This is a genomic window from Pseudomonas sp. MHK4 (genome assembly GCF_054600775.1).
Genome location: NZ_BAAIAK010000012.1, coordinates 21015 through 42604 on the forward strand (window position 1 = coordinate 21015; position 21590 = coordinate 42604).

The 21590-nt window shown below is 61.3% G+C and carries 26 protein-coding genes and 2 pseudogenes; 9 read left to right on the forward strand and 19 right to left on the reverse strand.

Annotated features, from left to right (window positions below):
* Positions 1-82 precede the first annotated feature (82 nt).
* From ACYP2Q_RS24675 to ACYP2Q_RS24690, 4 genes are all read right to left on the reverse strand, one after another.
* Positions 83-463, reverse strand: a complete 381-nt coding sequence (locus ACYP2Q_RS24675) for a response regulator transcription factor (RefSeq protein WP_459732870.1) — start codon at positions 461-463, stop codon at positions 83-85.
* A gap of 154 nt (positions 464-617) precedes the next feature.
* On the reverse strand, positions 618-1148 hold the full coding sequence (locus ACYP2Q_RS24680; RefSeq protein ID WP_459732871.1) for a hypothetical protein: 531 nt from the start codon (positions 1146-1148) through the stop codon (positions 618-620).
* 125 nt (positions 1149-1273) lie between these two features.
* Positions 1274-1978, reverse strand: a complete 705-nt coding sequence (locus ACYP2Q_RS24685) for an AraC family transcriptional regulator (RefSeq protein WP_459732872.1) — start codon at positions 1976-1978, stop codon at positions 1274-1276.
* 46 nt (positions 1979-2024) lie between these two features.
* Positions 2025-3401, reverse strand: coding sequence for a sensor histidine kinase (locus ACYP2Q_RS24690; RefSeq protein ID WP_459732873.1), 1377 nt, complete (start codon positions 3399-3401; stop codon positions 2025-2027).
* On the opposite strand from ACYP2Q_RS24690, the gene ACYP2Q_RS24695 reads away from it, so the two are divergent.
* Positions 3391-3549 carry a hypothetical protein gene (locus ACYP2Q_RS24695; protein WP_459732874.1) on the forward strand — a complete coding sequence of 53 codons (159 nt, stop codon included), beginning with the start codon at positions 3391-3393 and terminating at the stop codon, positions 3547-3549. The genes ACYP2Q_RS24690 and ACYP2Q_RS24695 overlap by 11 nt on opposite strands.
* Before the next feature lie 121 nt (positions 3550-3670).
* Here ACYP2Q_RS24695 and ACYP2Q_RS24700 read toward each other — a convergent pair whose 3' ends face one another.
* The 5 genes from ACYP2Q_RS24700 to ACYP2Q_RS24720 form a co-directional block, all read right to left on the reverse strand.
* Positions 3671-3931 (reverse strand): transmembrane sensor/regulator PpyR, encoded by a 261-nt coding sequence (locus ACYP2Q_RS24700; RefSeq protein ID WP_459732875.1) that lies wholly within the window; start codon positions 3929-3931, stop codon positions 3671-3673.
* Between the two features lie 57 nt (positions 3932-3988).
* A complete protein-coding gene (locus ACYP2Q_RS24705; RefSeq protein WP_459732876.1) occupies positions 3989-5191 on the reverse strand; it encodes an NAD(P)/FAD-dependent oxidoreductase in 1203 nt (400 codons plus the stop codon).
* A gap of 158 nt (positions 5192-5349) precedes the next feature.
* Positions 5350-5724, reverse strand: a complete 375-nt coding sequence (locus tag ACYP2Q_RS24710; protein ID WP_459732877.1) for a response regulator transcription factor — start codon at positions 5722-5724, stop codon at positions 5350-5352.
* A 98-nt stretch (positions 5725-5822) separates the two neighbouring features.
* The gene (locus ACYP2Q_RS24715) at positions 5823-6476 is read right to left on the reverse strand and encodes a response regulator transcription factor (protein ID WP_459732878.1); all 654 of its coding nucleotides are present in this window, start codon (positions 6474-6476) and stop codon (positions 5823-5825) included.
* A gap of 75 nt (positions 6477-6551) precedes the next feature.
* Entirely contained in the window at positions 6552-8006 is a 1455-nt protein-coding gene (locus ACYP2Q_RS24720) for a sensor histidine kinase (RefSeq protein WP_459732879.1), read from the reverse strand.
* A 378-nt stretch (positions 8007-8384) separates the two neighbouring features.
* On the opposite strand from ACYP2Q_RS24720, the gene ACYP2Q_RS24725 reads away from it, so the two are divergent.
* Positions 8385-9359, forward strand: a complete 975-nt coding sequence (locus tag ACYP2Q_RS24725; RefSeq protein ID WP_459732880.1) for a LysR family transcriptional regulator — start codon at positions 8385-8387, stop codon at positions 9357-9359.
* On the opposite strand, the pseudogene ACYP2Q_RS24730 reads toward ACYP2Q_RS24725, so the two are convergent.
* The 5 genes and pseudogenes from ACYP2Q_RS24730 to ACYP2Q_RS24750 form a co-directional block, all read right to left on the reverse strand.
* Positions 9335-9460 (reverse strand): annotated as a pseudogene (locus tag ACYP2Q_RS24730) (nuclear transport factor 2 family protein); the annotation flags it as partial. The gene ACYP2Q_RS24725 and the pseudogene ACYP2Q_RS24730 sit on opposite strands and share 25 nt — an antisense overlap.
* Positions 9453-9563, reverse strand: a pseudogene (locus ACYP2Q_RS24735) (hypothetical protein); the annotation flags it as partial. The pseudogenes ACYP2Q_RS24730 and ACYP2Q_RS24735, both read right to left, overlap by 8 nt.
* Before the next feature lie 17 nt (positions 9564-9580).
* Positions 9581-10150, reverse strand: a complete 570-nt coding sequence (locus ACYP2Q_RS24740) for a chorismate mutase (RefSeq protein WP_459732881.1) — start codon at positions 10148-10150, stop codon at positions 9581-9583.
* 103 nt (positions 10151-10253) lie between these two features.
* The gene (locus ACYP2Q_RS24745) at positions 10254-10538 is read right to left on the reverse strand and encodes a DUF7693 family protein (protein ID WP_459732882.1); all 285 of its coding nucleotides are present in this window, start codon (positions 10536-10538) and stop codon (positions 10254-10256) included.
* Between the two features lie 155 nt (positions 10539-10693).
* Positions 10694-11095 (reverse strand): hypothetical protein, encoded by a 402-nt coding sequence (locus ACYP2Q_RS24750; protein WP_459732883.1) that lies wholly within the window; start codon positions 11093-11095, stop codon positions 10694-10696.
* 236 nt (positions 11096-11331) lie between these two features.
* On the opposite strand from ACYP2Q_RS24750, the gene ACYP2Q_RS24755 reads away from it, so the two are divergent.
* Positions 11332-13005, forward strand: coding sequence for a tetratricopeptide repeat protein (locus ACYP2Q_RS24755; RefSeq protein ID WP_459732884.1), 1674 nt, complete (start codon positions 11332-11334; stop codon positions 13003-13005).
* A gap of 181 nt (positions 13006-13186) precedes the next feature.
* A complete protein-coding gene (locus tag ACYP2Q_RS24760; RefSeq protein ID WP_459732885.1) occupies positions 13187-14122 on the forward strand; it encodes a Ppx/GppA phosphatase family protein in 936 nt (311 codons plus the stop codon).
* Between the two features lie 34 nt (positions 14123-14156).
* Here ACYP2Q_RS24760 and ACYP2Q_RS24765 read toward each other — a convergent pair whose 3' ends face one another.
* A complete protein-coding gene (locus ACYP2Q_RS24765) occupies positions 14157-14849 on the reverse strand; it encodes an RES family NAD+ phosphorylase (protein ID WP_459732886.1) in 693 nt (230 codons plus the stop codon).
* Entirely contained in the window at positions 14843-15247 is a 405-nt protein-coding gene (locus ACYP2Q_RS24770; protein ID WP_408597362.1) for an antitoxin Xre-like helix-turn-helix domain-containing protein, read from the reverse strand. The genes ACYP2Q_RS24765 and ACYP2Q_RS24770 overlap by 7 nt, the downstream gene beginning before the upstream one ends.
* Positions 15248-15481: 234 nt before the next feature.
* Here ACYP2Q_RS24770 and ACYP2Q_RS24775 point away from each other — a divergent pair, with 234 nt between their 5' ends.
* Positions 15482-15925 carry a hypothetical protein gene (locus ACYP2Q_RS24775; protein WP_459732887.1) on the forward strand — a complete coding sequence of 148 codons (444 nt, stop codon included), beginning with the start codon at positions 15482-15484 and terminating at the stop codon, positions 15923-15925.
* Positions 15926-15989: 64 nt separating this feature from the next.
* Here ACYP2Q_RS24775 and ACYP2Q_RS24780 read toward each other — a convergent pair whose 3' ends face one another.
* Positions 15990-16424 (reverse strand): MAPEG family protein, encoded by a 435-nt coding sequence (locus tag ACYP2Q_RS24780; protein WP_459732888.1) that lies wholly within the window; start codon positions 16422-16424, stop codon positions 15990-15992.
* A gap of 15 nt (positions 16425-16439) precedes the next feature.
* The gene (locus tag ACYP2Q_RS24785; protein WP_459732889.1) at positions 16440-17393 is read right to left on the reverse strand and encodes a hypothetical protein; all 954 of its coding nucleotides are present in this window, start codon (positions 17391-17393) and stop codon (positions 16440-16442) included.
* A gap of 160 nt (positions 17394-17553) precedes the next feature.
* Between ACYP2Q_RS24785 and ACYP2Q_RS24790 the strand changes: the two genes are divergently transcribed.
* Positions 17554-18510: a cupin domain-containing protein gene (locus tag ACYP2Q_RS24790; protein WP_459732890.1), complete on the forward strand. Its 957-nt coding sequence runs from the start codon at positions 17554-17556 to the stop codon at positions 18508-18510.
* A gap of 68 nt (positions 18511-18578) precedes the next feature.
* Positions 18579-19442: a diguanylate cyclase domain-containing protein gene (locus ACYP2Q_RS24795; RefSeq protein ID WP_459732891.1), complete on the forward strand. Its 864-nt coding sequence runs from the start codon at positions 18579-18581 to the stop codon at positions 19440-19442.
* A gap of 6 nt (positions 19443-19448) precedes the next feature.
* Here ACYP2Q_RS24795 and ACYP2Q_RS24800 read toward each other — a convergent pair whose 3' ends face one another.
* Positions 19449-20366 (reverse strand): LysR family transcriptional regulator, encoded by a 918-nt coding sequence (locus ACYP2Q_RS24800; protein WP_459732892.1) that lies wholly within the window; start codon positions 20364-20366, stop codon positions 19449-19451.
* A 126-nt stretch (positions 20367-20492) separates the two neighbouring features.
* Between ACYP2Q_RS24800 and ACYP2Q_RS24805 the strand changes: the two genes are divergently transcribed.
* Together ACYP2Q_RS24805 and ACYP2Q_RS24810 are read left to right on the forward strand one after the other, a co-directional pair.
* Positions 20493-21251 carry a 5-oxoprolinase subunit PxpA gene (locus ACYP2Q_RS24805; protein ID WP_459732893.1) on the forward strand — a complete coding sequence of 253 codons (759 nt, stop codon included), beginning with the start codon at positions 20493-20495 and terminating at the stop codon, positions 21249-21251.
* Between the two features lie 92 nt (positions 21252-21343).
* Complete coding sequence (locus ACYP2Q_RS24810) at positions 21344-21589, forward strand: acetyl-CoA carboxylase (RefSeq protein WP_459732894.1); 246 nt, start codon at positions 21344-21346, stop codon at positions 21587-21589.
* The last annotated feature ends 1 nt before the right edge of the window (position 21590 follow it).

A 21590-nucleotide genomic window follows, 5' to 3' on the forward strand; every position in this document is an offset into this window, starting at 1 on the left:
TAGTTGAGGGGCGAGGGTAAAAGGCTTAATTGATCTACAACTTAAAAAGAAAACGTTATTGGTTATGGCGGCGTAACGCAGTTCACTTTAAAATCCGGCGCTTCAAGGCCCGTTCAATACACGCCAGCAGCGCATGGGTGTCGAAGGGCTTGGGGAAATAGCCTTCGGGTTTTCGCACGCTGGCACTGAATTGCGGCGGCAGGCCAGGCTTCCCGGTGATGAACAGCGTAGGGATATGGAGGTTTCTGCTCGCCAGCACCTCGTACATTTCCACCCCGCACATGCCGGGCATCTGAATATCCGAAATCAGGCAGTCGGTCTGCGCAGGTCCGCAGGATTCAAGAAAGGCATAGGCACTGTTGTAGGTGTTTACTGCATAACCGTAAGAACGCAACAAACTGTCCAGGGCGACAAGAATAAGTTCGTCATCATCAACAACCGAGATAATAGCTGAGTTGAACATGTAGAAACCTTGCGTCATTGCGATTGGCGCTAAGTGGCGCCCGCCATACTTGCAAGATACGCGCTGCAGAAAAGTGCAATAGTATACTTGGGTATGTTGGGTTGTTATTTCGCGTTAGTTGCGATGGGTTATCAATATCAGTGAGTGGGTTGCCTCACCCAGGTTGTTCATGGGGCAGGTTGTCTTCGATCACCGACAGGAAACGCGCGTTGTGCCGTGCACATTCTTCGAATAAGCGTCTGCTGGCGTTGTCCTGGTTGGCGATGGCGCGTTCAAGGTAGTCACGCAGCAAGGCATCGAGGGCCCGCAGGCGCTGCTTGCCCTGGCAAATGCCGGTCAGGCAGTCGGCAAAACACTGTGGCTCGCGGGTGTCGTTCAGGCGGTAGAGCGCCGCGGTTTCGATGTGGCCGCCCAGGTCGGTGATGCCCCTGGCGAGGAACTCGGCATACTCGGAGTTGGTGCGCACCAGGCGGTGGAACAGCTGTTGCACCGGCAGGAAACTGACGTTGCGCAGTGTCTGCTGGCCCCGCTTGAGTTGCGCGAGCATGCCCAGCGTGGTGCCCAGCGTCTGCGTCAATGCGTCGATGATCTCAACGCGCTCGGCGGTGGACAGGGAGGTATGCGCACCATAACGACTGATGCGCAGCGGATGACTGACGATGTACAGCTTTTGCAGTGCGTTCAAGGCAACCGTCCCCAGGTCAGCGCATCGGCGCGATGAGTTGATTCATTGGAGACCAGCCTAAATCGAAGGAGCGGTGATAACACTCCTACCTCAAGACAGCGCGCTAGCACATGGGGTCAGGCCCGTCATACCTGGGTATGAGCGGTGGGATACTGCGAGCGCAACAGCGGGTTCCATTGTTCCTGGTTGTCCGGCCGTCGGTAGTACACCACCATGCGCCGGGCGACCTGCATCGCCACATCACGACCGTGATCGGCCTCCACCAGCGCCAGGGCCAGATCGATCCCGGCGCTGACACCGGCAGAGGTCCATATCGTCCCTTGCTGGACGAAAATCGCTTCGCGGTCGAGCTCGACCTGCGGGAACAGGCGCTCGAACAGGTCGGCCATCAGCCAATGAGTCGCCACACACAAGCCATCGACCAAGCCGGCCCGGGCCAGGAAAAACGAGCCGCTGCATACCGACGTGGTGCGCCTGGCCGAGCTGGAAGCGGCGCGCAACCAGTCCACCAGTGGGGCGCTGTCGACCATGGCCTGGCGGATATGCGGGGAGCCTGGAACGATCAGCGTATCCATCGGGCTGCCGGCCAACTCACCCAAGCGCCGGGTCTGCACCTCAAGGCCTTCGCCCGTGCGGATGGACCCGCCGTCCAGACTGGCGGTGTGCAAGGCATAACCTTGCACACCGCGTTCGGCCAGGCTGCGGGTCGCCGCCCAGAACACGGTCTGGGCACCGGTCAGGTCGAGCAAGCCCATTTGCGGATAGGCCACGAAGATGACGGTGCGCGGTTGTGCCGTTTCTGGGTTGTCGTTCATTTCATTGATGGACACTGCTTGTCTCCATGTCGCCGGATCGTGGCGTCAGGTGTGGATGAAGTTATTCATCGTGTAGGGTGGGTGTCAGCGCAATTGCCAACAGCATCTGCGTGCCGACTCCTACCGTGCTGCTGACCCAGATTCGCCCGCCATGAAATTCAATGATCGAGCGGCAGATCGAGAGGCCCATCCCCAGGCCGGTGGGTTTGGTCGTAAAGAACGGATCGAACAACGAGGGCAGGATGTCTTCGGCAATGCCGGTGCCGGAGTCGGCGATTTCGAGCACGGCCTCGTTGTCCTGTACCGAGGTGTGAACCCGCAGCGTTCGCGCGCGGTCATGCACGCTGGCCATGGCCTGGCAGGCATTGATGATCAGGTTGATGATGACTTGCTGCAGCTGGATCCGGTCGCCTTTTATGTGCGCGCCGGGTGCGCCCAGTTGCAGGTGCGGGCGAACCTGATGGTTGCCGATGTCATGTTGCATGAGTGTCAGTGAGTCACGGACGATCTCGTCGAATGCTTCGGCCTTGCGTTGCACTTCACTCTGGCGCGACAGCGCCCTGATACAGGCGATAACGTCGGAAACCCGGGCTGAATTCTGGATGATCCGGTCCAGCGAACGGCGGGCTTCTTCGAGGTTCGGCTCAGGGCGATTGATCCAGCGTTTGCATGACTCCCCGCTGGTGATCACCGCCGCCAGGGGTTGATTGATTTCATGGGCAATGGAGGCGGCCAGTTCGCCCATGGAGGTCACCCGCGTGACATGCGCGAGTTTTGCCTGGGAGTGAAACAATGCTTCTTCGGCTTGCCTGGACGCGGTCACGTCCATCAATGCGCCGACGTATTCAATACGCCCGCCATGGTTGAACAATGGGTTGGCGAGCATCTGCACGTGCTTGATCCGCCCATCGGGCATGACCAGCCGATGCTCCACTTCGATCAGGTTCTGCCGGCGTGCGGACTGTTCCAGGACACTGTCGATAATGGGCAGGTCGTCGGGATGAGTGCGCGCCCTGACCATGGCAAGCGTCGGCGTCATGTCCAACGGGTATTCGAAAATGCGCGAGGCCTCGTCCGACCACGACACGCTCACTTCGTCATCGATGATCAGGCCGACGCTGCCGGTATGGCTAAGCTTTTGCGCACCCAGGAAGAACGCCTCCCTGCGGCGCAACGTGTCGGTGGCGCGCTTGCTGCGTAGCGCCAGCAAGGTGATGGTGGTGAGCGCGATCAGGCAACGCACGAAGCCGGCGATGAGCCTGTGATCACGATAGCCTTCTTCAATCATGAAACTGGCGGTGAGGATGGCTACGCAACTGAAGGCGACGGCCAGGAAAACCGGCACGGAAAAGATGTTCGCCGACATGAACACCAGCGTTATGTACAGCAGCGTCGGTGCGACATCCAGGTCGAGCAGCGAGTTGGTAATGAAGATCATGCTGCCAACTGCAATGGCGGCCAGCCAGGCGACGGGATCTGAAAAAAAAAGTTTCCTGCAACGTTTGATGATAGACATTTGTTCTTCCAGATTTTTGCTATCGAACGGCAACTCGCAAGGCATCGCTGATGCCGGGCAAACTCTTTGAGGGGGTGGTGCTTGATCGGACTGGAGAAAAAACGCCCGCCAGAAAATCCAGTGGCGGGCGCTTGGGAAAGGCCCCGGTCCAGCAAGGAGTGGGCTGGTCGGGATGCAGGCGAAACTTCACATCACCCGGCGAGGCCGGGTGGATGACTGAGTGGCTGGCGCCGCAGGCGATTGAGCGTCAGCAAGCGCGCCACATATCCGAGCTTGATGGCGGTCGGGCCGAGTATCGTCATGGCATGGGCCATGACCAGGCTGGTCAGTGACAGATGCTGGTCCAGGCCGTAGGCCAGGATGGCCCCGAGGACCAACGTAACCAGCCCGCCGATCAGCATGACGTGGGACAACGTCAAGACCCGGTACGGCTGCTCAAAAAAACCATACATATCGCTTACCTGTGTCGGGTGTCGCGACCGTGGTTGCCACGGCCGCATCGATCGTCGTCAGGCCACCGCATTCATCGGGTCGGCTGCGGCCAGCGCTATGGCGCGATCAGCCGCCGGTGGATAGATCCACATTGTGTTGATCTGGGTCTTGAGTTCCTTGGCTTCGTGCCCGACCAGTTTTACCTGGCGATCCCAGCCCTCGGTGAACACCGCGCCCCAGGCGCCCAGGTCCAGGCAGGTGACGTACTTGGGTTGGCTGTAGGTCATGGGTTCGACACCCAGGAGTTCGGCGGCTGCGTTGTTGCCGGCATAACGACCCAGGGCGATGGCGTGTTGGCAGGACATGGCCGCGAAGTTGCCCAGGTCATCGGTGGCGGCATAGGCCACGTCGCCGCTGGCGTACACATCGGCGTGACCGCGCACCTTGAGGTGCTGATCGACATGCAGTCGGCCCTGATGATCGCGGGTGCCTTGCACTTGCTCGGTCAGCGAGTTGGCACGAAAACCCACGGTCCAGATCACCGTGTTGGACTCGATGCGCTGGCCATCGGCAAGGGTGACGCCGTTGGCGTCGACCGCGGCGACGGTAGCGTTGAGTACCCACTCGATGCCCAGGTGTTGCGACGCTTCGACGATCGAGGGGCGGATGCCATCGCCCAGGGCGGCGGCGACTTGTGGGGCTCGGTCCACCACGATCACGCGGATGTCGGCGTTTTCACCGAGAACCGCCCGCAGGCGCGCCGGCATTTCGGTGGCGGTTTCGATCCCGGTGAAACCACCGCCGGCCACCACCACGGTGTTGCGGGCGGCACTGACTGGCTTGCCCTTCAGCGATTTGATGTGAGCTTCCAGGCGCGTGGCGGATTCGATCTCATCGACATCGAAGGCGTGTTCCAGCATGCCATCGACCGGCGGACGCATCAGCTTGCTGCCGGCGGCCAGTACCAGGCGGTCGTAGCCCAGCGTACCCTGGATTCCTGCAGCGTTGGTGTAGCTGACCTGTCTGGCTTTTTCATCGATGACCTCGGCGCAACCCTTGACGAATTTCACCCCCACGGCGTTGAACAGTTCGTCCAGCGGTGCCTGCATGGTGTGCACGTTCGGCTCGTAGAAACGCGGGCGGATGCGCAACTCGGCCTGAGGCGCCAGGACGGTGATCTCGACGTCATTGCGATCGTGCTTGTCCAGCAGGCGGGCAGCGCTCAACGCGCTCCAGACTCCACCGAACCCTGCACCGATAATCAAGATTTGCTGTTTCATTGTTTAGCTCCTGAAGAACAATCGAGGGCGTGAAAAGTTGATCTGGAACAGATGTTATTCGTGGGGTTTGAATCTGGCACTGCTACATAGGGTCAGCGCGGGCATGACTAGGTGTTAACCGGCCATACCAAAGTGTTAGTTGCTTGAATAAGCGCAGGTTAGTTGCCTCGCTCGAGCACCGATTCGATACAGGCGAGCAACTTTTCGGTGGAGAAGGGTTTGGGAAAAAAGGCCACGGGTTTCAAAGCATGGCTGCCTGGCATGCGCTGTGCGCCGGGGTTGCCGGTAATGAAAATGACCGGGATATGGATGCCCCTGGACGCCAGTTCTTCATACAGGCTGATCCCGTCCATTTCCGGCATTTGTATATCGGAAATCAGGCAGGAGGTAATAAACGGACCCTCGGAGACGAGGAATTCATAGGCCCCCGTATAAGTTCGCACGGTATATCCACTGGATCGCAATAAACTGTCCAGGGCCATTCGAACAGATTCATCGTTATCGACGACGGCAATCATTGCCTCTTTGTGCATGGTGATATCCTGCTCAGTAGCGCAGAGCACTTAGAGGCACTGCGCCATTATTGCAAGATACGCCGTCCTGAAAGGGTGCACAGTATACGTGGGTATAGTCAGCGGATAGCGGGCTGGGACGAGATCGCCTCGGCCATGCGCACCAGATCGGCAAAGGAACGCGCACCCATTTTGCGCATGGCCTGGCCGCGGTGGATCTTCACGGTGATTTCACTCAGGCCGATTTCCCCGGCTATCTGCTTGTTCATCAAGCCCGAGGCCGCCAGTGCCATCACCGTCTGTTCCCGCGCAGTCAAAGTTTGGTGGCGCGTCCGTAATTGTTCGGCATGCCGCGAGGACTCGCGACGCTGTTTGTCGCGGCCATGGGCGGCGCACACTGCATCGATCAGGTCCTGTTCGCGAAAGGGCTTGGTGAGGAAATCCACGGCACCGGCCTTCATCGCGCGTACCGTCATGGCGATGTCGCCGTACCCGGTGATGAACACGATGGGCACGTTGATCCCGGCGGCGACCAGTTCGTTCTGAAAGTCCAGGCCACTGCTGCCTTGCAACCGCACATCCAGCACCAGGCAACTGGCGGTGTCCGGGCGCGGGTACTTCATGAAGTCGGCGACCGAGCCGAACAGTTCGACCCGCAGGCCGATTGAGCGCAGCAGGCTGCCGAGCGCTTCGCGCAGCGGCGCATCGTCGTCGACGATGAACACCATGGACTCGTTGTGATTGATCTTGTTGAGCGGATGTTGTTCGTTCATGACGGGTTCCCAAGGGAGTAGACGTGCAAGCGCAACATGCCTGTAAGTCGCGATGGAGGCACTCATACCTGTGTATCAAATGGCCGCGGCGTACCCCGCATCGTTGGCGACCCGAATCGGCAGGGCAAACAGAAACGAACTGCCCTGGCCTGGTGTGCTGGTGGCCCAGATCCGGCCATCGTGGAAATCGATGATCGAGCGGCAGATGGCAAGTCCCATGCCCAGGCCGTTTTCCTTGGTGGTGAAGAACGGCGTGAACAGTTGCGGCAGGAGCTCAGCGGCAATGCCGGGTCCCTGGTCGGCCACTTCCAGCACGGCCTCGTTGTCCTTGACCCAGGTGCGAACCACCAATACCCGTTGCGCTGCGTTGATCGCGTCCATGGCCTGGCAGGCGTTGATGATCAGATTGATGATGACTTGCTGCAGTTGCACGCGATCGCCACTGACCTGGCCGCCGAACGCATTCAGCTCGATTTTCGGATTGATCTTGTGATGCACCAGTTCATGGCGGACCAGGCTCAAGGTCTCGTTGACAATGTCGTTGAGCGATTCGTTCTGGCGCAGCGGGTCGCTCTTGCGCGACAGGGCCCGAATGCGGCGGGTGATCTCGCTCGCTCGATGGGCGCTGGCGATGATCCGCTCCAGTGCCTGGCGTGCTTCGAGCAGGTCGGGCTGCGGGCGGCTCAGCCAGTTGCGGCAGGCCTCGCCGCTGCTGGTGATCGCCGCCAGCGGTTGATTGACTTCATGGGCGATGGACGCGGCAAGTTCGCCCAGGGAGGTCACGCGGGTGACATGGGCCAACTGGGTCTGGGCGCGGCACAGCGCTTCTTCGGCCTGTTTGCTGGCGGTCACGTCCATCAACGCGCCCAGGTATTCAAAGCGCCCGTGCCGGGTGAAGAGCGGGGTGGCCAACAGGTGCAAATGCTTGATGCGCCCGTCGGGCATCAGCAGGCGGTGCCTGACCTCGATCAGGGTCGCATGGCGCGCCGCCTTTTCGAAACCGGCCAGCACCAGGGGCAGGTCATCGGGGTGGGTGCGCTCCAGGTACAAGGCCGCAGAGGAGGGCGCGCCCACCGGGTATTCGAGCATGCGTGCCACCTGCTCCGACCAGCCCATGCTTGCGAGGTCTGCGCGAAAGCCGAAGCAACCGGTCTGGGTCAGGCGCTGGGCCCCGGTCATGTAGACTTCCTTGTGGCGCAGGCTGTCGGACACCTGCTTGCTGCGCAGCGCCAGAAAGATGATCGCCGCCAGCACGGTCAGGCTGCGCAGCAAGTCCATGGTCGACTCCCAGCGGTGAAAGCCACCCTGATACAGGCACGTCGACGTCAGCACCAGCATGCAGAACAGCGCGACCACGATCACCGCGCTGATCGACAACAGGTTGACCGCCATCAGCAGCAACGCGATATACAGCGTGGTCGTGGTGAGGTCGGTGCGGGTTTCGCAATTGAGCAGTATCCCGCAGGCCACGATCAGGCCCATCAGCCACACCAGCGCGTTTTCCACCGGCTTGAGACTGAAACCGAACAAGAGGCGAGAAGTCCTTTGGCCTGGGTTGAACAGCATTTTGCTGCAGATTCCTTTTTGGTTGTCGATCATGCGCGCCTCGTTTTTTGTTCGGGCTGGGGCGGAGAATCGGTTCAGTAATCCTAGAAGCACGGGGTCGCATCCCGTTAGGACAAAAAACCCGAAAAAGCTGCCATGGCGTCGACCTGGGCATTTTCGCAAGCAAGTGGAACTTCTTCATTACATTGGTTTTTTTTGCCTGGCGTCATACCCGGGTATCAACCTGCGCACCCAACGCATGAGTGCGCTGTCCCCATGTACGACAGACGTTTTTCCCAAGCGGCCATAACCTGTCCAGGCACCTTCACGAACTCAATGGCCGCGTGCCGGGTAGCCAACCTCATGAACAGAAATGACCTGCGTCGCGCCGACATCAACCTGCTGGTGGTTTTCGAGACGATGATGCATGAGCGAAATGTCAGCCGCGTCGGTGAAAAGCTGTTCCTCGGGCAGCCCACCATCAGCGGTGCCCTGGGCCGCTTGCGGGCACTGTTCGATGACCCGTTGTTCATTCGTTGCGGGCGGATGATGGAACCGACCGCACGGGCCGAGGAAATCTTCGCCAACCTGGCTCCGGCGCTGGACGGCATCGCCGCCGCGTTGAGCCGTTGCCAGTCGTTCGACCCGCGCACCAGCGAGACGACGTTTCATGTCGGCCTGTCCGACGATGTCGAATACGCGCTGCTGCCACGGCTGCTGCGACAACTGCGAATCGAGGCGCCGAACATCGCCTTGATCGTGCGCCGTGTCGATCAGCAGCAGATGGCGCAGCGCTTAGGCAATGGCGACATCTGCGTGGGTATCAGCCACACCCTCGACCTGCCGGCCAATGCCCGGCGCAAAGGCTTGCGGCCGATTCGCCCGATGCTGCTGCGGGCTGACACCCGGCCCGGGCCGTTGGAGCTTGACGAGTTTTGCCGACGGCCGCACGTGCTGGTGTCATCGATGGGCAATGCGTCCGATGACACAGACCATGCCCTGAGCCTGCTGGGCCGGCAGCGCAAAGTGGTGCTGACCGTGCCGCAGTGCAGTGCGTTGCCGGGATTGCTGGCGCAAAGCGACCTGCTGGCCATCGTGCCGGATTACGTGGCCAAGGCGATGGCCTCGGTGGCAGGCATGCGGGCCGAACCGGTACCGCTGCAATTGCCCGTGCCGGAACTGTCCATGGCCTGGCGCTCAGCGGTGCACAACGACCCCGGCCAGCGTTGGTTACGCTCGCGCTGCCGTGGGTTTCTCGGTGAGCCGGTCGAGTTGCAGGTGGTGCCCAAGGCTCGACCGACGTTGCACGATGATCAAGCTTTGCTGGCGGCCAGGTAAGCGCCGAGGCGTCGGCCCATTTCCTCTCCCAGCGCCTGCAGGCCACTGAGGGGACGGACCATTACTTCGAAATCGACGATTTTTCCCTGTTCGTCAAAGCGGAATGATCCACATCAAGCCCATCACCGGCCATACGCAGGTCCAGGAGATGTGGGGGAAGCCGACATTCTCCAGAAAACCATAGCTGAAGGTCAGCAGCGCGCAGACCGGCAAGCCAGGGCCTACAGATCCGTGACGCACAATTCCCCGGTCGCACGGATCAGCGCCTGGCCATGCAGGGCATCCTTGATCAGGCTCGAGCGCTGCTGAGCCAGCCATTCCGGGCATTGCGGATCAACGCGAAAGGGCACGAAATCGGCATATTGCTGCACCAGACGGGCTTGCAGCTCGTCCTGTTTTGCCCGCAGTTGGGTAAGGTCTGGTCGTGGCAAGTCGGGCGCCTTGTGCGCCGCCTGCCATTGCGCGATCAGTCCGTACTGCACCAGTTTGTTGGCTTCGATCTGTGCGGCGATAAAGTCGGCTGCCTCGTCCGGGTTCACGTTGCTGCCGGTTGCCTGCTTCCTCGCGTTATTGATGAGCAGGGTTTCCCGGGCGGTATCCTGGATCGGTTTGCCAGTGTCCCACTTGGTCAGCGCCACCTGATCGGAAATGTCGAGGCGCTCGTTGATGGTGTTCAGCAGTGGCTGCAGTGTTTCAGGTGCCGGGGAGGGCGTAGCAGCGTTAGCGACGCTGGCGAGTAAGCCGAACAGCGAGCAAGTCAGCGCTTGCGGCAAGCGTGGGCAGTGGAACATAGGCAACCTCTTGGGTGCGGGATGCGCGTCAAGTCTTATGTAACACAGCTGAGTCAGATGAACGATAGTTCAACGAACACTTTCGTAATGACCCTGGCCAGACTCAATCGCCAGCTAACAACCGCTCGATCTGCGCCAGCTCCCAAGTGCTGAGCAAACTCACCGGGTCAGTACCGAAACGCGGCACGCCATCGAACGCTCGGCCGTCCGCACTCTGGCAATGCAGGCAGTGGTGCAGGTGGGTGTCGTCGACATCGAGGCTCAAACGCCAGCCCTCGATGTCCACCTGTACCGTGCCGGGTTGCTGATCAAGGCGCTTGAACGGGCGCAGGCCCAGGGCGGCGTCACGCAGTTGCTGGTAAACCTCTCGGGCAGTCAGGGGCGGCACAGGTGTCTCCGGCGGGATGGCGGCACGGGTAGAATCGGGCCCACAGGATAGACGATCTCCAACCAGGGGAAGAACCCCGCAATGGCTTCATTGCAACGACGAAAAAGCCCGGCTGATCAGGCCGGGCTTTTTGTGGGTGCGGTGAAGCGATGGGGTCAGGCGACAGTGTTGCCTTGCAGGCGGTCGGAGCCATCGGCGGCGACAGTGTTGCCTTGCAGGCGGTCGGAGCCATCGGCGGCGACAGTGTTGCCTTGCAGGCGATCGGAGCCATCGGCGGCGACAGTGTTGCCTTGCAGGCGGTCGGAGCCATCGGCGGCGACAGTGTTGCCTTGCAGGCGGTCGGAGCCATCGGCGGCGACGGTGTTGCCTTGCAGGCGGTCGGAGCCATCGGCAGCGACGCGATTTTCGATCAGGCGGTCAGAACCACCCTCAGCCACACGGCTTTCAATCAGACGATCCGAGCCACCTTCAGCGACAACAGGCGCAACAGAGGTAGCGGCAAAAGCGTTAACTGCAAAAACCGAGAAAGCGATGCTGAGGAGAGTTTGGCGTTTCATGATCGTGTACTCCGGGGTGTTGTTGGTTGGTATGGAGCTGATGTTACGCCGCGGATTTTTTAAGAGAACTTCATTGACGTGATTGTGAACATCGACGGCATTGATATAGCCGGCGACATAGCTCTGGTAAACGTGATGACAGGGCGCAGCCTGTCGTCGGCTGTGGCGCCCGGCCAGGGACGCGGGGGTATGCTGGTTTTTCGCAGGTTCCGCACTCTGGTCGAGAGGATAAACCGATGCACGACTACTACGATCTGGGCACCTACAGCCGCCCCGTGACAACCGGTTCAGCCCAGGCCCAGCTGTGGTTCGACCGCGGCCTGATGTGGTGCTACGGCTACAACCACGACGAAGCCATCCGCTGTTTCCAGAAGGCCCTGGAACAGGACCGCAACTGCGCGATGGCCTACTGGGGCATCGCCTATGCCACCGGGCCCAACTACAACAAGCGCTGGGACGCCTTCATCGAACAAGAGCTCAAGGAGGCCGTGGCCCAGGCGCGCCTGGCGACGCAAATCGCCCTGGTGCACCTCGACGGCGCGACGCCCGTGGAAGAGGCCCTGATCCGCGCGCTGCAGCAACGCTACCAGGCCGAACAGGCGAGCAGCGTTGATGAACTCTTCACCTGGAACGATGCCTATGCGGCGTCCATGCGCGATGTCTACCAAAGCTTTCCCGACGATCCCGACGTGGTGGCGCTGTTCGCCGAAGCGCTGATCGACCGCACGCCCTGGCAGTTGTGGGACCTGAAAACCGGCCAGCCGGCAGCCGGAGCGGACACCCTGGAGACGGTGGCCGTGCTCGAGCGGGCCCTGCATCGCATGGAGCAACATGGCGACGCAGCGCACCCCGGCGTGCTGCACATGTACGTCCACACCCTGGAAATGTCGCCGTACCCGGAACGGGCCTTGCGCGCGTGTGATGTCCTGCGCGACCTGGTGCCGGATGCCGGACACCTGCGCCATATGCCGTCGCACATCGACCTGCTCTGCGGCGATTACCGCGGGGCCATGATCACCAATCACCGGGCCATCCAGGCCGACAGCCTGTATCTGGCCGAGGAAGGGCCGATCAACTTCTACACCCTGTACCGCAGCCACAACTACCACTTCAAACTCTACTCGGCGATGTTCCTCGGCCAATACCAGCCGGCCCTGGAGGCTGCCGAGCAACTGGCCGATACCATCAAGGAAGACCTGCTGCGGGTGGAAAAACCGCCCATGGCCGACTGGCTGGAAAGCTTCGTGTCGATGAAGCTCCACGTGCAGATCCGCTTCGGCAGATGGCAAGACATCCTCGCCACGCCGCTGCCCGCCGACCAGGCGCTGTACTGCGTGACCACGGCCATGCTGCACTACGCCAAAGGCGTGGCCCATGCGGCCTGCGGGCAGGTCGGCGAGGCCGAAACCGAGCATCACCTGTTCCTCGAGGCCTGGGCCCGTGTGCCGGACACACGCTACCTCTTCAATAATCAATGCAACGATATCCTGGCCGTGGCCGCAGGTATGCTGCGCGGCGAAATCGAGTACCGCAAAGGCAACTGCGACGAAGCCTTCGCGCATCTGCGTGAAGCGCAGTCGTTGGACGATCACCTGCCTTACGACGAGCCCTGGGGCTGGATGCAACCGGTGCGCCACGCACTGGGCGCGCTGCTGCTGGAGCAGGGCAGGGTGGAAGAAGCCCTGCAGGCCTATCGCGCCGACCTGGGCCTGGACAACACCCTCAGTCGCGCGTCCTGGCACCTGGACAACGTGTGGAGCCTGCACGGCTACGTGGAGTGTTTGAAGCGACTGGGCCGCGATGCCGAAGCGGCCGCTGCGCAGGTTCGCCTCAACCTGGCCATGGCCCGGGCGGATGTGGAGATTGCGGCATCGTGTTTTTGCCGGCTCGGCAAGCGTTGTTGTCCGTAGGTGCTTGAACGTCCTCCCCAGTCAGCACCCCTCCTGGAAATCGACAACCCGTACTGTATCAACTGGGGGCCCGAGCGTGCGCAGTGTCATCAGGGTGTCACTGAACCCATGGCAACATCCGCGCAACCGCCATGGGCGGCAGACCCGTCCACGGGCCGATGAATTTGCCAGGAACCCCACCATGAAAGGCGACGCCTCGCTGTTTGCGGCCATAGACCTGGGCTCCAACGCGTTTCGCATGATGATTGGCCAGCAAGTCCGGCGCAGCCAGCAGATCGTGATCCAGGAAGTGAAAACCCTGCGTGAACCCGTGCGTCTGGCGGAGGGCTTGCGGGGCGGCGCGCTTGACGAGCTGGCGCTGGACCGCGGCTGGCAAGCCCTGGCGCGCTTCGGTAAAAAGCTGCGCGGTTTCGAGGCTGGTCGCGTGCGGGCGGTAGCCACCAGTGCCGTGCGCGAAGCCGAGAATGCGCAACTGTTCCTCGCCAGCGCCGAGCGGCACCTGGGATTTCGAATCGACGTCATCACCGGGCATGAGGAGGCCCGGCTGGTGTATGCCGGGGTAGCCCATACGATTCCAGACCCTGCGCGCATGCGGCTGGTGGTGGACATTGGCGGCGGCTCCACCGAATTGATCCTGGGCAAGGGCACGCAACCCCTCGTCACCGAAAGCATAACCATCGGCAGCGGCACCCTGGGGGCGCGTTACTTTGCCGGCGGTGTGATCACGGCCAAGGCGCTGCTCGAAGCCGAGCGGGTCGCCACACTGCAGTTCGAAAAGGTCGCACGGCGTTATCGCGCGCTGGGTTGGCAGCAGGCCATTGGCTCTTCCGGCACTGCACGGATGCTGGCCAAGGTGCTCAAGGCCAACGGGCTGAACGACGACGGCCAAAGCGGTATCACCTACAGTGGCCTGCTGCGTTTGTCATTGCGACTGCTGGAGGTTGGGCACGTCAGGCAACTCAAGCTGGCGGGCCTGCAAGCCCATCGCCTGAGCATCCTGCCGGGTGGCCTGGTGGCGATGCTGGCGGCGTTCAAGGTATTCGGCGTGTTGCACATGACGCCCTCCGAACCGGGATTGAGGCTGGGCGTGCTGCATGGGCTGATGTCCAGGCACTGATTCCAGCTGCAAACGCATGTCCTGGCTTGTGACCTCAGGCCTCGCTGATCTGGTTGACGCTGGTGATCTGGCCGTTCCAGACCATCTCATAATGGGCAGTCTGGATGATCGAAGAGACAGGCCGGGGCGTCATCAACGCCCAGCAGATACTGCCCGGCAGGCGCACCGAGCGATAGCGCAGGCCAGGGCAACCGGCCTTCCTGATTGCCCGGCCCAGTGCGCGGGATTGGCTGTAATCGTCAGGTGCGTATACCGGATCGTTGATCGGCAGGGCGGTGGCGTCTTTCATACCCGTGTCCATGAACGAACAGGACAGGCCTCGGAACACAAATCGCTCGTAGTTCAGGCCAGGGACCTTCGACCAATACAGGCTCTGGTGATGCCGTACCTCGGCCAGGGCGGTGTCCATCGAATCGGCCAGGTACAACACGCCAAAGCTGCCATCGCTGAAGCGCGAGCCCGCCGGGTTGATGTGGGTAAAGGGCGCGGTGGCGTACGAGCAGCCGGCAATCCCGAACGGGATCTCGCCCCGCGGGATCAACTCAAGCTGACCGACCTCATTCTTCAGCCGGGGATTGGTCAGGGCCTGAATCTCGAATAGCACCTCGAATTCATCCGCGCTCGCCACGTCATCGAACAATGCAATTGGCGGAAACTTCGAATTGACCAGTCGATAAGCCTGCAACGCCTGCCCGGCAAATACTGCCAGCGCGCTCAACTTCACCATAACGCGCCACGCAGCATATCGATGCGCCGAAAGGTCTCATACAGCGAAACCATGTCGCCCTGGGCCATGATCGCCAGCGGCGAACGCCCATTGAAAAACTCGTTGTCGTTGGCCATCGACACGAAGCCATATACGTTGTCCGGATTGTCGAACACCAGGCGCAACGTGGCGTGGATGTTCAGCACAAAACTGATGCGCTGCATCTGATCGGCATCCAGCGCCACCGCCCAATCAGGGTCATGCTGGCGTGCGCGGGTGTAGGTGCTGCGGGAAATGCGCAGGATCTGGCAGGCCTGCTCGCTGCTGGCGCGCCACTTTTCCAGAATGCCCACGGCGGCGCGCAGGCCGGTGACGCACTGGTTTTTGCTGAAAGAGCGGGGCTGGGCGGCGACGGCCATCTGCATTACCTTTCATTGGGTCCGTAGAGTCAAATGTATGTCTTTTGCATCTGTAGAGCAAGGGCCTCTCGACCAGTGGCCGCTTTGCACCTGCCCTGTTGCACCGCGTTAACGTTTTTCGCGGGTAATCCTCTCCTTCCAAGACCACCCATCAGCCAGCGCCCGCGTCTGGAGCAGGCCACTAGACTTCACAGGGGGGATGACATCAACGCAACTCAAATCAGGAAACCTGTGATGAACAGAGCATCTTGGCTGGCGTTGGTAGTGGCGGTAGGGACGATTTCAGGCTGCGCGAGCAGAACTGATGTTGTCGATGTCCCCCTCGATGCTACCCCGCAAAACGCAGAACATATCGCTCGAGCCACCCTCAGCCCGGTGGGCAACCAAACCAGCATCTGGCTCACCGTCGGTGGGGTACCCCATGACATGGCCGTTTCCAGCCGCCTCGACACTGCTATCTACGCAGGCTCGTGCCAGCAGTTGGGTGCGCAACCGGCGTACGAAACCCGCCAGGCCAACAGTGTCGACTACCCCTCGCTGGCCCCGCGCACCCGGCATTGGGCCCAGGCCCCGGTGGCGCTGAGCGAACTGACCAAGGGCAGTTATGCCTTGCTGGTTCGTACCAGTCCGGCAGACGGCAGTCGCGCGCTGTTCTGCGGCAACATCAGCGCTGGCTAGGAGCGCATCAGGCAAGCTGTTCGGTACTGTGGCCTGGGCAACTTGCGCAGGCCATGGACTGGGTTCAGGTGGGGCTTGATGCGGCGTACCAGGCGGCTATGACCATGAGCGCAAGAAAACAGACCAACTGAACGAAGTAGAAGGTAAACCGAACCGCTACGAACCTATTGGTTTGCACATGGCAGACATGAACCAGAGACTGGCACACGCGAGTGACCAGGATGATTATCGACAAGCAGCTCACTGCCGGGCTGTCGATACCCAGGGCAGAAATCACGGCCACGATCGCAGCAAAGACCGGCAGGTTTTCCACGCAGTTCGCGTGAGCCCTTGCCCCACGCCGATACCAATCCTCGCCTTCGGGCTGATCGCTTCGAAAGGACGCAATCGGCACAGCCGAGAACAGTATCCTGACCCAGCGATACACCCCGACGGTTGCCATCAACAGCAGCAACGTCCAGGTCGAAAATCCAAGCAACATCCACATCGGTATCGTCATGGCTGCCATCCTCGATCAATGGCTGAAGATGGGTGCCAGTGCGCGCTGAATCCTCGACATCTGGGCTGGCGTTGTCATGCGCGTCAGCAGCCGGCCAAAGTGAGGATGCTGCACGCCCGAGATAATGTATTGCCAGCGGTAGGCGCCCAGCACGCAGGCTTTGATGCGCGCTGTCTGATCGACATTGAATGAGCGCGAAACATGGCCAATAAAGTACTCGGCATCGGACGCCGATTGGGCCTGCAGGATGGCATCGACGGCCGCCACCAACGCTATCAGGTCGTTCACGGCCTGGTCGCACTCAGCCGGCGAAAGTTTCGCGTGCTCGGCCTTCCACTCCAGTTCATCGAGTACGACGTGGCGGCTTTCATCCATCCAGTGAAATTTGAAGACGTCCTTGAACAGCGGGCATAACTCCTCGCGCGGGGCGATGCTTTTCGCGTAGTGGGTTTGCACGAACAGCTCGATATGACAGGTCAGCGCGAGCACCGACCAGGTGCTGGACGCCAGTACCGCGCGCGCCACTTCGTTGGGATCGGCCACCTGACGATAGCCCGTTGGCAGTTGCCCGGCCATCATCGTCTCGATGCGCCGGAACAGCTCCTGATGCTTGATCTCGTCGTTGGAAAAACGCACCAGCGCTTCGAGTGCGAGTTGATCGTCGAACACATGGGCGCGACCTTGATCGAGCATTTTGGCGCTGATGAAACGCTCGACCAGGCCAAACAGATACGCATAGGTTCGGCCTTGGATCTGGCTGAGCAAACGCGCCTCGTCCGCGGCGAGGAAGGTCAGGCGGTCGACCTGCGACAGGCCGTCGGGCAAGAATTTGCGCGAGAAGTCGAACTGCCGATCCCGGAGCAAATCGCGATCGATCTGCCATTCGGCCTTCTTCGATGACCTGACCATTTGCGCGTAACGGGCGGCGTTGGCCGCATCCGGGTTGGGTAAGATTGCGACGGTATTCATATCGATCTCCGGCTTCTCTGTTCGAGTTGCAATGGGCGGTCCGGGTTGACGTCGGCGCCAATGGGTCCGCGTTGGTGCTAATCTAGGCCTCGCGCTCCAGGCGAAGAATGACCGGTGCGCCGGATTACCTGCTCGAAACTCCGGAACGGAGGGCTGGCAATTGCTCGATGCGCTTTCTGATGTACTGCGTGTGATCCGATTGTCTGGAGGGGTCTTTCTCGAGGCGCAATTCACTGCGCCCTGGTGCGTCAACGGAAGCCTTTCCGCGGACGATTGCCTGCCGTACCTGGCGGCCCCTCGACATATCATTGCCTCGCATTTTGTCGCCGTGGGGCACATGCAATTGCGCATTGGCGATGGCGCCACTCTCCACGTTCGCGAAGGCGAACTCATTCTGCTTCCTCGCAACGACGTTCATACCTTTGGCAGCGACCTGGGCATTGCGCCCATGCCCGCGCGCGAAGTCATCCAGCCGCCAGACGTTGGCAGCATTTCACGAATCAAATACGGCGGGGGCGGTGAAGCCACGCAGCTGCTGTGCGGCTTCCTCGGCTCGCAAACCCCGTTCAACCCGCTGCTTTCGTCGCTGCCACCGCTATTGAAACTGGACGTGCGCGCGACACCTTCGGGAGCCTGGATCGAAAGCTCGTTCCGTTTCGCGGTCAGCGAGATCGCGGCGGGGCGTGTCGGCTCGACTGCGGTCATCGCCAAGCTGTCGGAATTGCTCTTCGTCGAAGCGGTCAGCCAGTATGTCACCAGCCTCCCGGCCGAGCGGAGCGGGTGGCTGGCAGGGCTGCGAGACCCGCAAATCGGGCGCGCACTGGCGCTGCTCCATTCGCGTCCAACCGAAGGCTGGACGGCGCAAGCGCTGGCGCTGGAAGTGGGCATGTCGCGCTCGGTGTTCGCCCAGCGGTTCGCGGCATTGGTCGGACAGCCACCGATGCAGTACCTGACGCTCTGGCGCCTGCACGTGGCAGCGCAACAGCTGCGCGAAGGACGCGGCAATGTGGCGCAGATCGGCTTTGCCGTGGGCTACGAATCCGAAGCCGCGTTCAGTCGTGCCTTCAAGCGCCAGTTCGGCGCGTCCCCTGGCACCTGGCGCAGACAATCGACATGAGAGCCCTAGCCGCCTCCCTTCGCGATCAGGCATGATCGGGGCTATATGAACCGGGACTGCCCTGACCTATGCCCGTCGACCTGCAAGCGCTCTACCCCAAACTGATCCACCTGATGCTGGACACGGTGTTCGTGGTCGACAGGGATAACCAGATCGTATTCGTCAGCGATGCCTGTGAGGCACTGCTCGGTTACCGTGCCGACGAGCTGACCGGTACCCCGATCACCAACTATATGCACCCTGACGACCTGGCGATCACACGGGCCTCCATTGTCCGGGTCATGAATGGCCAGCCTCACGTCGACTTCCGCAACCGTTATATCCGCAAGGATGGCGGCATCGTCCACATCCTGTGGGCGGCCTTCTGGTCCGAGGAGGTGGGCGCGCGGATCGGTGTCGCACGCAACGTGACGGCCCTCTGGCAGGCCGAGGAGGAACTGCGTTTCCTTGCCCATCATGATCCCCTGACAGGACTGGCCAACCGGGCGCTGTTCAATGATCGCCTGGACACGGCCCTGCGCGCGGCACGCCGCCACAACAGCACGCTGGCCTTGCTGTTCCTGGATATCGATGACTTCAAGGGGATCAATGACGTCCATGGTCATGCCGCGGGCGATCGCGTGCTGTGCACGATTGCGCGACGGCTGGAAGGCTGCGTGCGCGAGACGGACACGGTGGCCCGAATGGGCGGTGATGAATTCACTGTGCTGCTGACGGACATCCAGTCCGAGGGCGCCGTCAGCGAGACAGTGGCGCGGATTCTCGCGGTCATGGCCGAGCCGCTGGACGCGCAATCCGGCGCAGCCAACATGCCGTCCTGCAGTATCGGCATCGCCTGTTATCCCGCGGACGGGGAGGATGCCGATACGCTGCTCAGCCAGGCGGATGACGATATGTACCGGATCAAACGGCAGCGTTCTGCGGCTGGGTGACGAGCCTTAGCGCCGCGCAGACAGTTGCTGCGGCGCCAGGAATGCATCGTGGAAGTAGTTACGGAACGCTTGCATGGCCGGGCTGAAATCGCGCTCGCGGTGCCAGGCCAGGCCGACGCTCATGGGCGTTACCTTGTCGGTGACGGTCAGGGTTTCGATGCGCTTGCCTTCCAGCGACCAGGGGCGGTGCACCAGGTCCGAGAGGATCGCCACGCCGCTGCCATTGGCGACCATGCTGCGCACCGCTTCGACCGAACTGGTGCGCACCCGCACGTTGGGCTGCTGGTGTGCGTGTTCCCAGTAACGCATGGCGCTCTGTTCGGCTTCGTCGACCGTCAACAGGATATAGGGCTCCCGCGCCACGTCAGCCAGGCTGATGGCGGAACGTTCGAGCAGCGGATGATGGCTGGGCAGCCATAACCGGCGTTCGGAGTTGAAGAGGGTTTCCGAGACGATGTCCGGGTGCGTGAGGTTGGCGGTGAGCAGCACCGCCATGTCGAACTTTCCTTCCAGCAGGCCTTGCTCGATGGCCGTGCGTTCCTGTTCGTGGACCTCGATGGCCACATCCGGATGCCAGTGCTCCAGCCGTTGCAGATGGTGTGGCAGGAAGTAGCCGATCACCGTGTAGCTCGCGGCCAGACGCAGCACGCCACTGGCGCGGACGTCCGGCAGCGGGCTGTTCAGCGCGTCGTCGACGCTGCGCAAGATCACGTAGGCTCGGTTGAGAAAATGCCGCCCGGCATCGGTCAGGCTCATGCCCTGGGCCGAGCGCTGGAACAACAGCGTGCCGAGCATGGCTTCCAGTTCCTTGATCGCGGTGGTCACCGCGGATTGGGAAATGTTCAGGTGAATGGCCGCCTGGGAGATTTGCCCGATCTCGGCGGTGGCGACGAAATAGCGGACCTGGCGCAGGGTCAGTGACATGAAATACTCCGATCAACGAGGTATCTGTTTTTCAGAAGATGGCCTATCTGATAATAGATCTTCCCAAGGGGTTGGCTGGAATTTAACGTGGTCTGCATGAAGTCACAAGCGTCAGGAGCAAGCGTCATGCAGGCAGTAGATTTCAACTCGGACATGGGCGAAGGCTTCGGTCCATGGACCATCGGCGACGGCGTCGACAATGAGCTGATGGCCTTCATCAGCTCGGCCAACGTCGCCACCGGTTTTCATGCCGGCGACCCCGGCACCATGCGTCGCACCGTCGAACAGGCCAAGCGCCTGGGCGTGGCCGTTGGCGCCCACCCGGGGTTTCGCGACCTGGTCGGGTTCGGCCGCCGGCACATCAATGCACCGGCCCAGGAACTGGTCGACGACATGCTTTATCAACTCGGCGCCCTGCGTGAACTGGCCCGGGTCCAGGGCGTGGCGCTGCAACACATCAAGCCCCACGGCGCGCTGTACATGCACCTGGCCCGGGACGAGGAGGCCGCCCGTTTGCTGGTGGAGAATCTCCAGCGCCTGGAGCCCGAGTTGCTGCTGTATTGCATGCCCGGCTCGGTGATCTGGCGTGTCGCCCGGGAACTCGGCCAACCGGTGATTCGCGAGTTCTACGCCGACCGGGAGTACGACCTCAGCGGTTCCATCGTATTCACTCGTAACGTACGCGCCTACGACCCGACCCAGGTGGCCGCGCGGGTGCTGCGTGCCTGTCAGGAAGGCGTGGTGCGCACGGTCGAGGGCGAAGACCTGGCGATCGAATTCGATTCCATTTGCTTGCACAGCGATACGCCCGGTGCGCTGGCGTTGGTTGAAGCCACGCGCCGCGCCCTTGATACCGCAGGGATCAAGGTTCGCGCACCGCGCTAAATCAGCACGAGTCACCGGGCACACAGACGCCCGGGATTGCATATCGATTCATTTTTGCCTGCCTTTCTACAACTATTCCAAGAGGAACAGACATGGCCGAACATACTGTCATTACCCCATTGCCAGGGACCTTCTACCGCAAGGCCACTCCAGAATCGGCGAACTTCGTCGAGGAAGGCGCACAGGTCGGCGCCGACACCGTGATTGGCCTGATCGAGGTCATGAAGCAGTTTTCCGAACTGACCGCCGGGACGGCTGGTCGCCTCAGCGCCTTCCTGGTTGAAGACGGTGATCCGGTGGAACCGGGTCAGGTCGTCGCAACACTCGACGGCGAGTGAG

Excerpts from the sequence above, each read along its gene's own strand:
- ACYP2Q_RS24675 (WP_459732870.1), bottom strand. The coding sequence starts at position 463 with ATGTTCAACTCAGCTATTATCTCGGTTGTTGATGATGACGAACTTATT.
- ACYP2Q_RS24695 (WP_459732874.1), top strand. The coding sequence starts at position 3,391 with ATGAAGATCATGCTGCCAACTGCAATGGCGGCCAGCCAGGCGACGGGA.
- ACYP2Q_RS24690 (WP_459732873.1), bottom strand. The coding sequence starts at position 3,401 with ATGATCTTCATTACCAACTCGCTGCTCGACCTGGATGTCGCACCGACG.
- ACYP2Q_RS24700 (WP_459732875.1), bottom strand. The coding sequence starts at position 3,931 with ATGTATGGTTTTTTTGAGCAGCCGTACCGGGTCTTGACGTTGTCCCAC.
- ACYP2Q_RS24705 (WP_459732876.1), bottom strand. The coding sequence starts at position 5,191 with ATGAAACAGCAAATCTTGATTATCGGTGCAGGGTTCGGTGGAGTCTGG.
- ACYP2Q_RS24710 (WP_459732877.1), bottom strand. The coding sequence starts at position 5,724 with ATGCACAAAGAGGCAATGATTGCCGTCGTCGATAACGATGAATCTGTT.
- ACYP2Q_RS24715 (WP_459732878.1), bottom strand. The coding sequence starts at position 6,476 with ATGAACGAACAACATCCGCTCAACAAGATCAATCACAACGAGTCCATG.
- ACYP2Q_RS24725 (WP_459732880.1), top strand. The coding sequence starts at position 8,385 with ATGAACAGAAATGACCTGCGTCGCGCCGACATCAACCTGCTGGTGGTT.
- ACYP2Q_RS24740 (WP_459732881.1), bottom strand. The coding sequence starts at position 10,150 with ATGTTCCACTGCCCACGCTTGCCGCAAGCGCTGACTTGCTCGCTGTTC.
- ACYP2Q_RS24750 (WP_459732883.1), bottom strand. The coding sequence starts at position 11,095 with ATGAAACGCCAAACTCTCCTCAGCATCGCTTTCTCGGTTTTTGCAGTT.
- ACYP2Q_RS24755 (WP_459732884.1), top strand. The coding sequence starts at position 11,332 with ATGCACGACTACTACGATCTGGGCACCTACAGCCGCCCCGTGACAACC.
- ACYP2Q_RS24760 (WP_459732885.1), top strand. The coding sequence starts at position 13,187 with ATGAAAGGCGACGCCTCGCTGTTTGCGGCCATAGACCTGGGCTCCAAC.
- ACYP2Q_RS24765 (WP_459732886.1), bottom strand. The coding sequence starts at position 14,849 with ATGGTGAAGTTGAGCGCGCTGGCAGTATTTGCCGGGCAGGCGTTGCAG.
- ACYP2Q_RS24770 (WP_408597362.1), bottom strand. The coding sequence starts at position 15,247 with ATGGCCGTCGCCGCCCAGCCCCGCTCTTTCAGCAAAAACCAGTGCGTC.
- ACYP2Q_RS24775 (WP_459732887.1), top strand. The coding sequence starts at position 15,482 with ATGAACAGAGCATCTTGGCTGGCGTTGGTAGTGGCGGTAGGGACGATT.
- ACYP2Q_RS24780 (WP_459732888.1), bottom strand. The coding sequence starts at position 16,424 with ATGACGATACCGATGTGGATGTTGCTTGGATTTTCGACCTGGACGTTG.
- ACYP2Q_RS24785 (WP_459732889.1), bottom strand. The coding sequence starts at position 17,393 with ATGAATACCGTCGCAATCTTACCCAACCCGGATGCGGCCAACGCCGCC.
- ACYP2Q_RS24795 (WP_459732891.1), top strand. The coding sequence starts at position 18,579 with ATGCCCGTCGACCTGCAAGCGCTCTACCCCAAACTGATCCACCTGATG.
- ACYP2Q_RS24800 (WP_459732892.1), bottom strand. The coding sequence starts at position 20,366 with ATGTCACTGACCCTGCGCCAGGTCCGCTATTTCGTCGCCACCGCCGAG.
- ACYP2Q_RS24805 (WP_459732893.1), top strand. The coding sequence starts at position 20,493 with ATGCAGGCAGTAGATTTCAACTCGGACATGGGCGAAGGCTTCGGTCCA.
- ACYP2Q_RS24810 (WP_459732894.1), top strand. The coding sequence starts at position 21,344 with ATGGCCGAACATACTGTCATTACCCCATTGCCAGGGACCTTCTACCGC.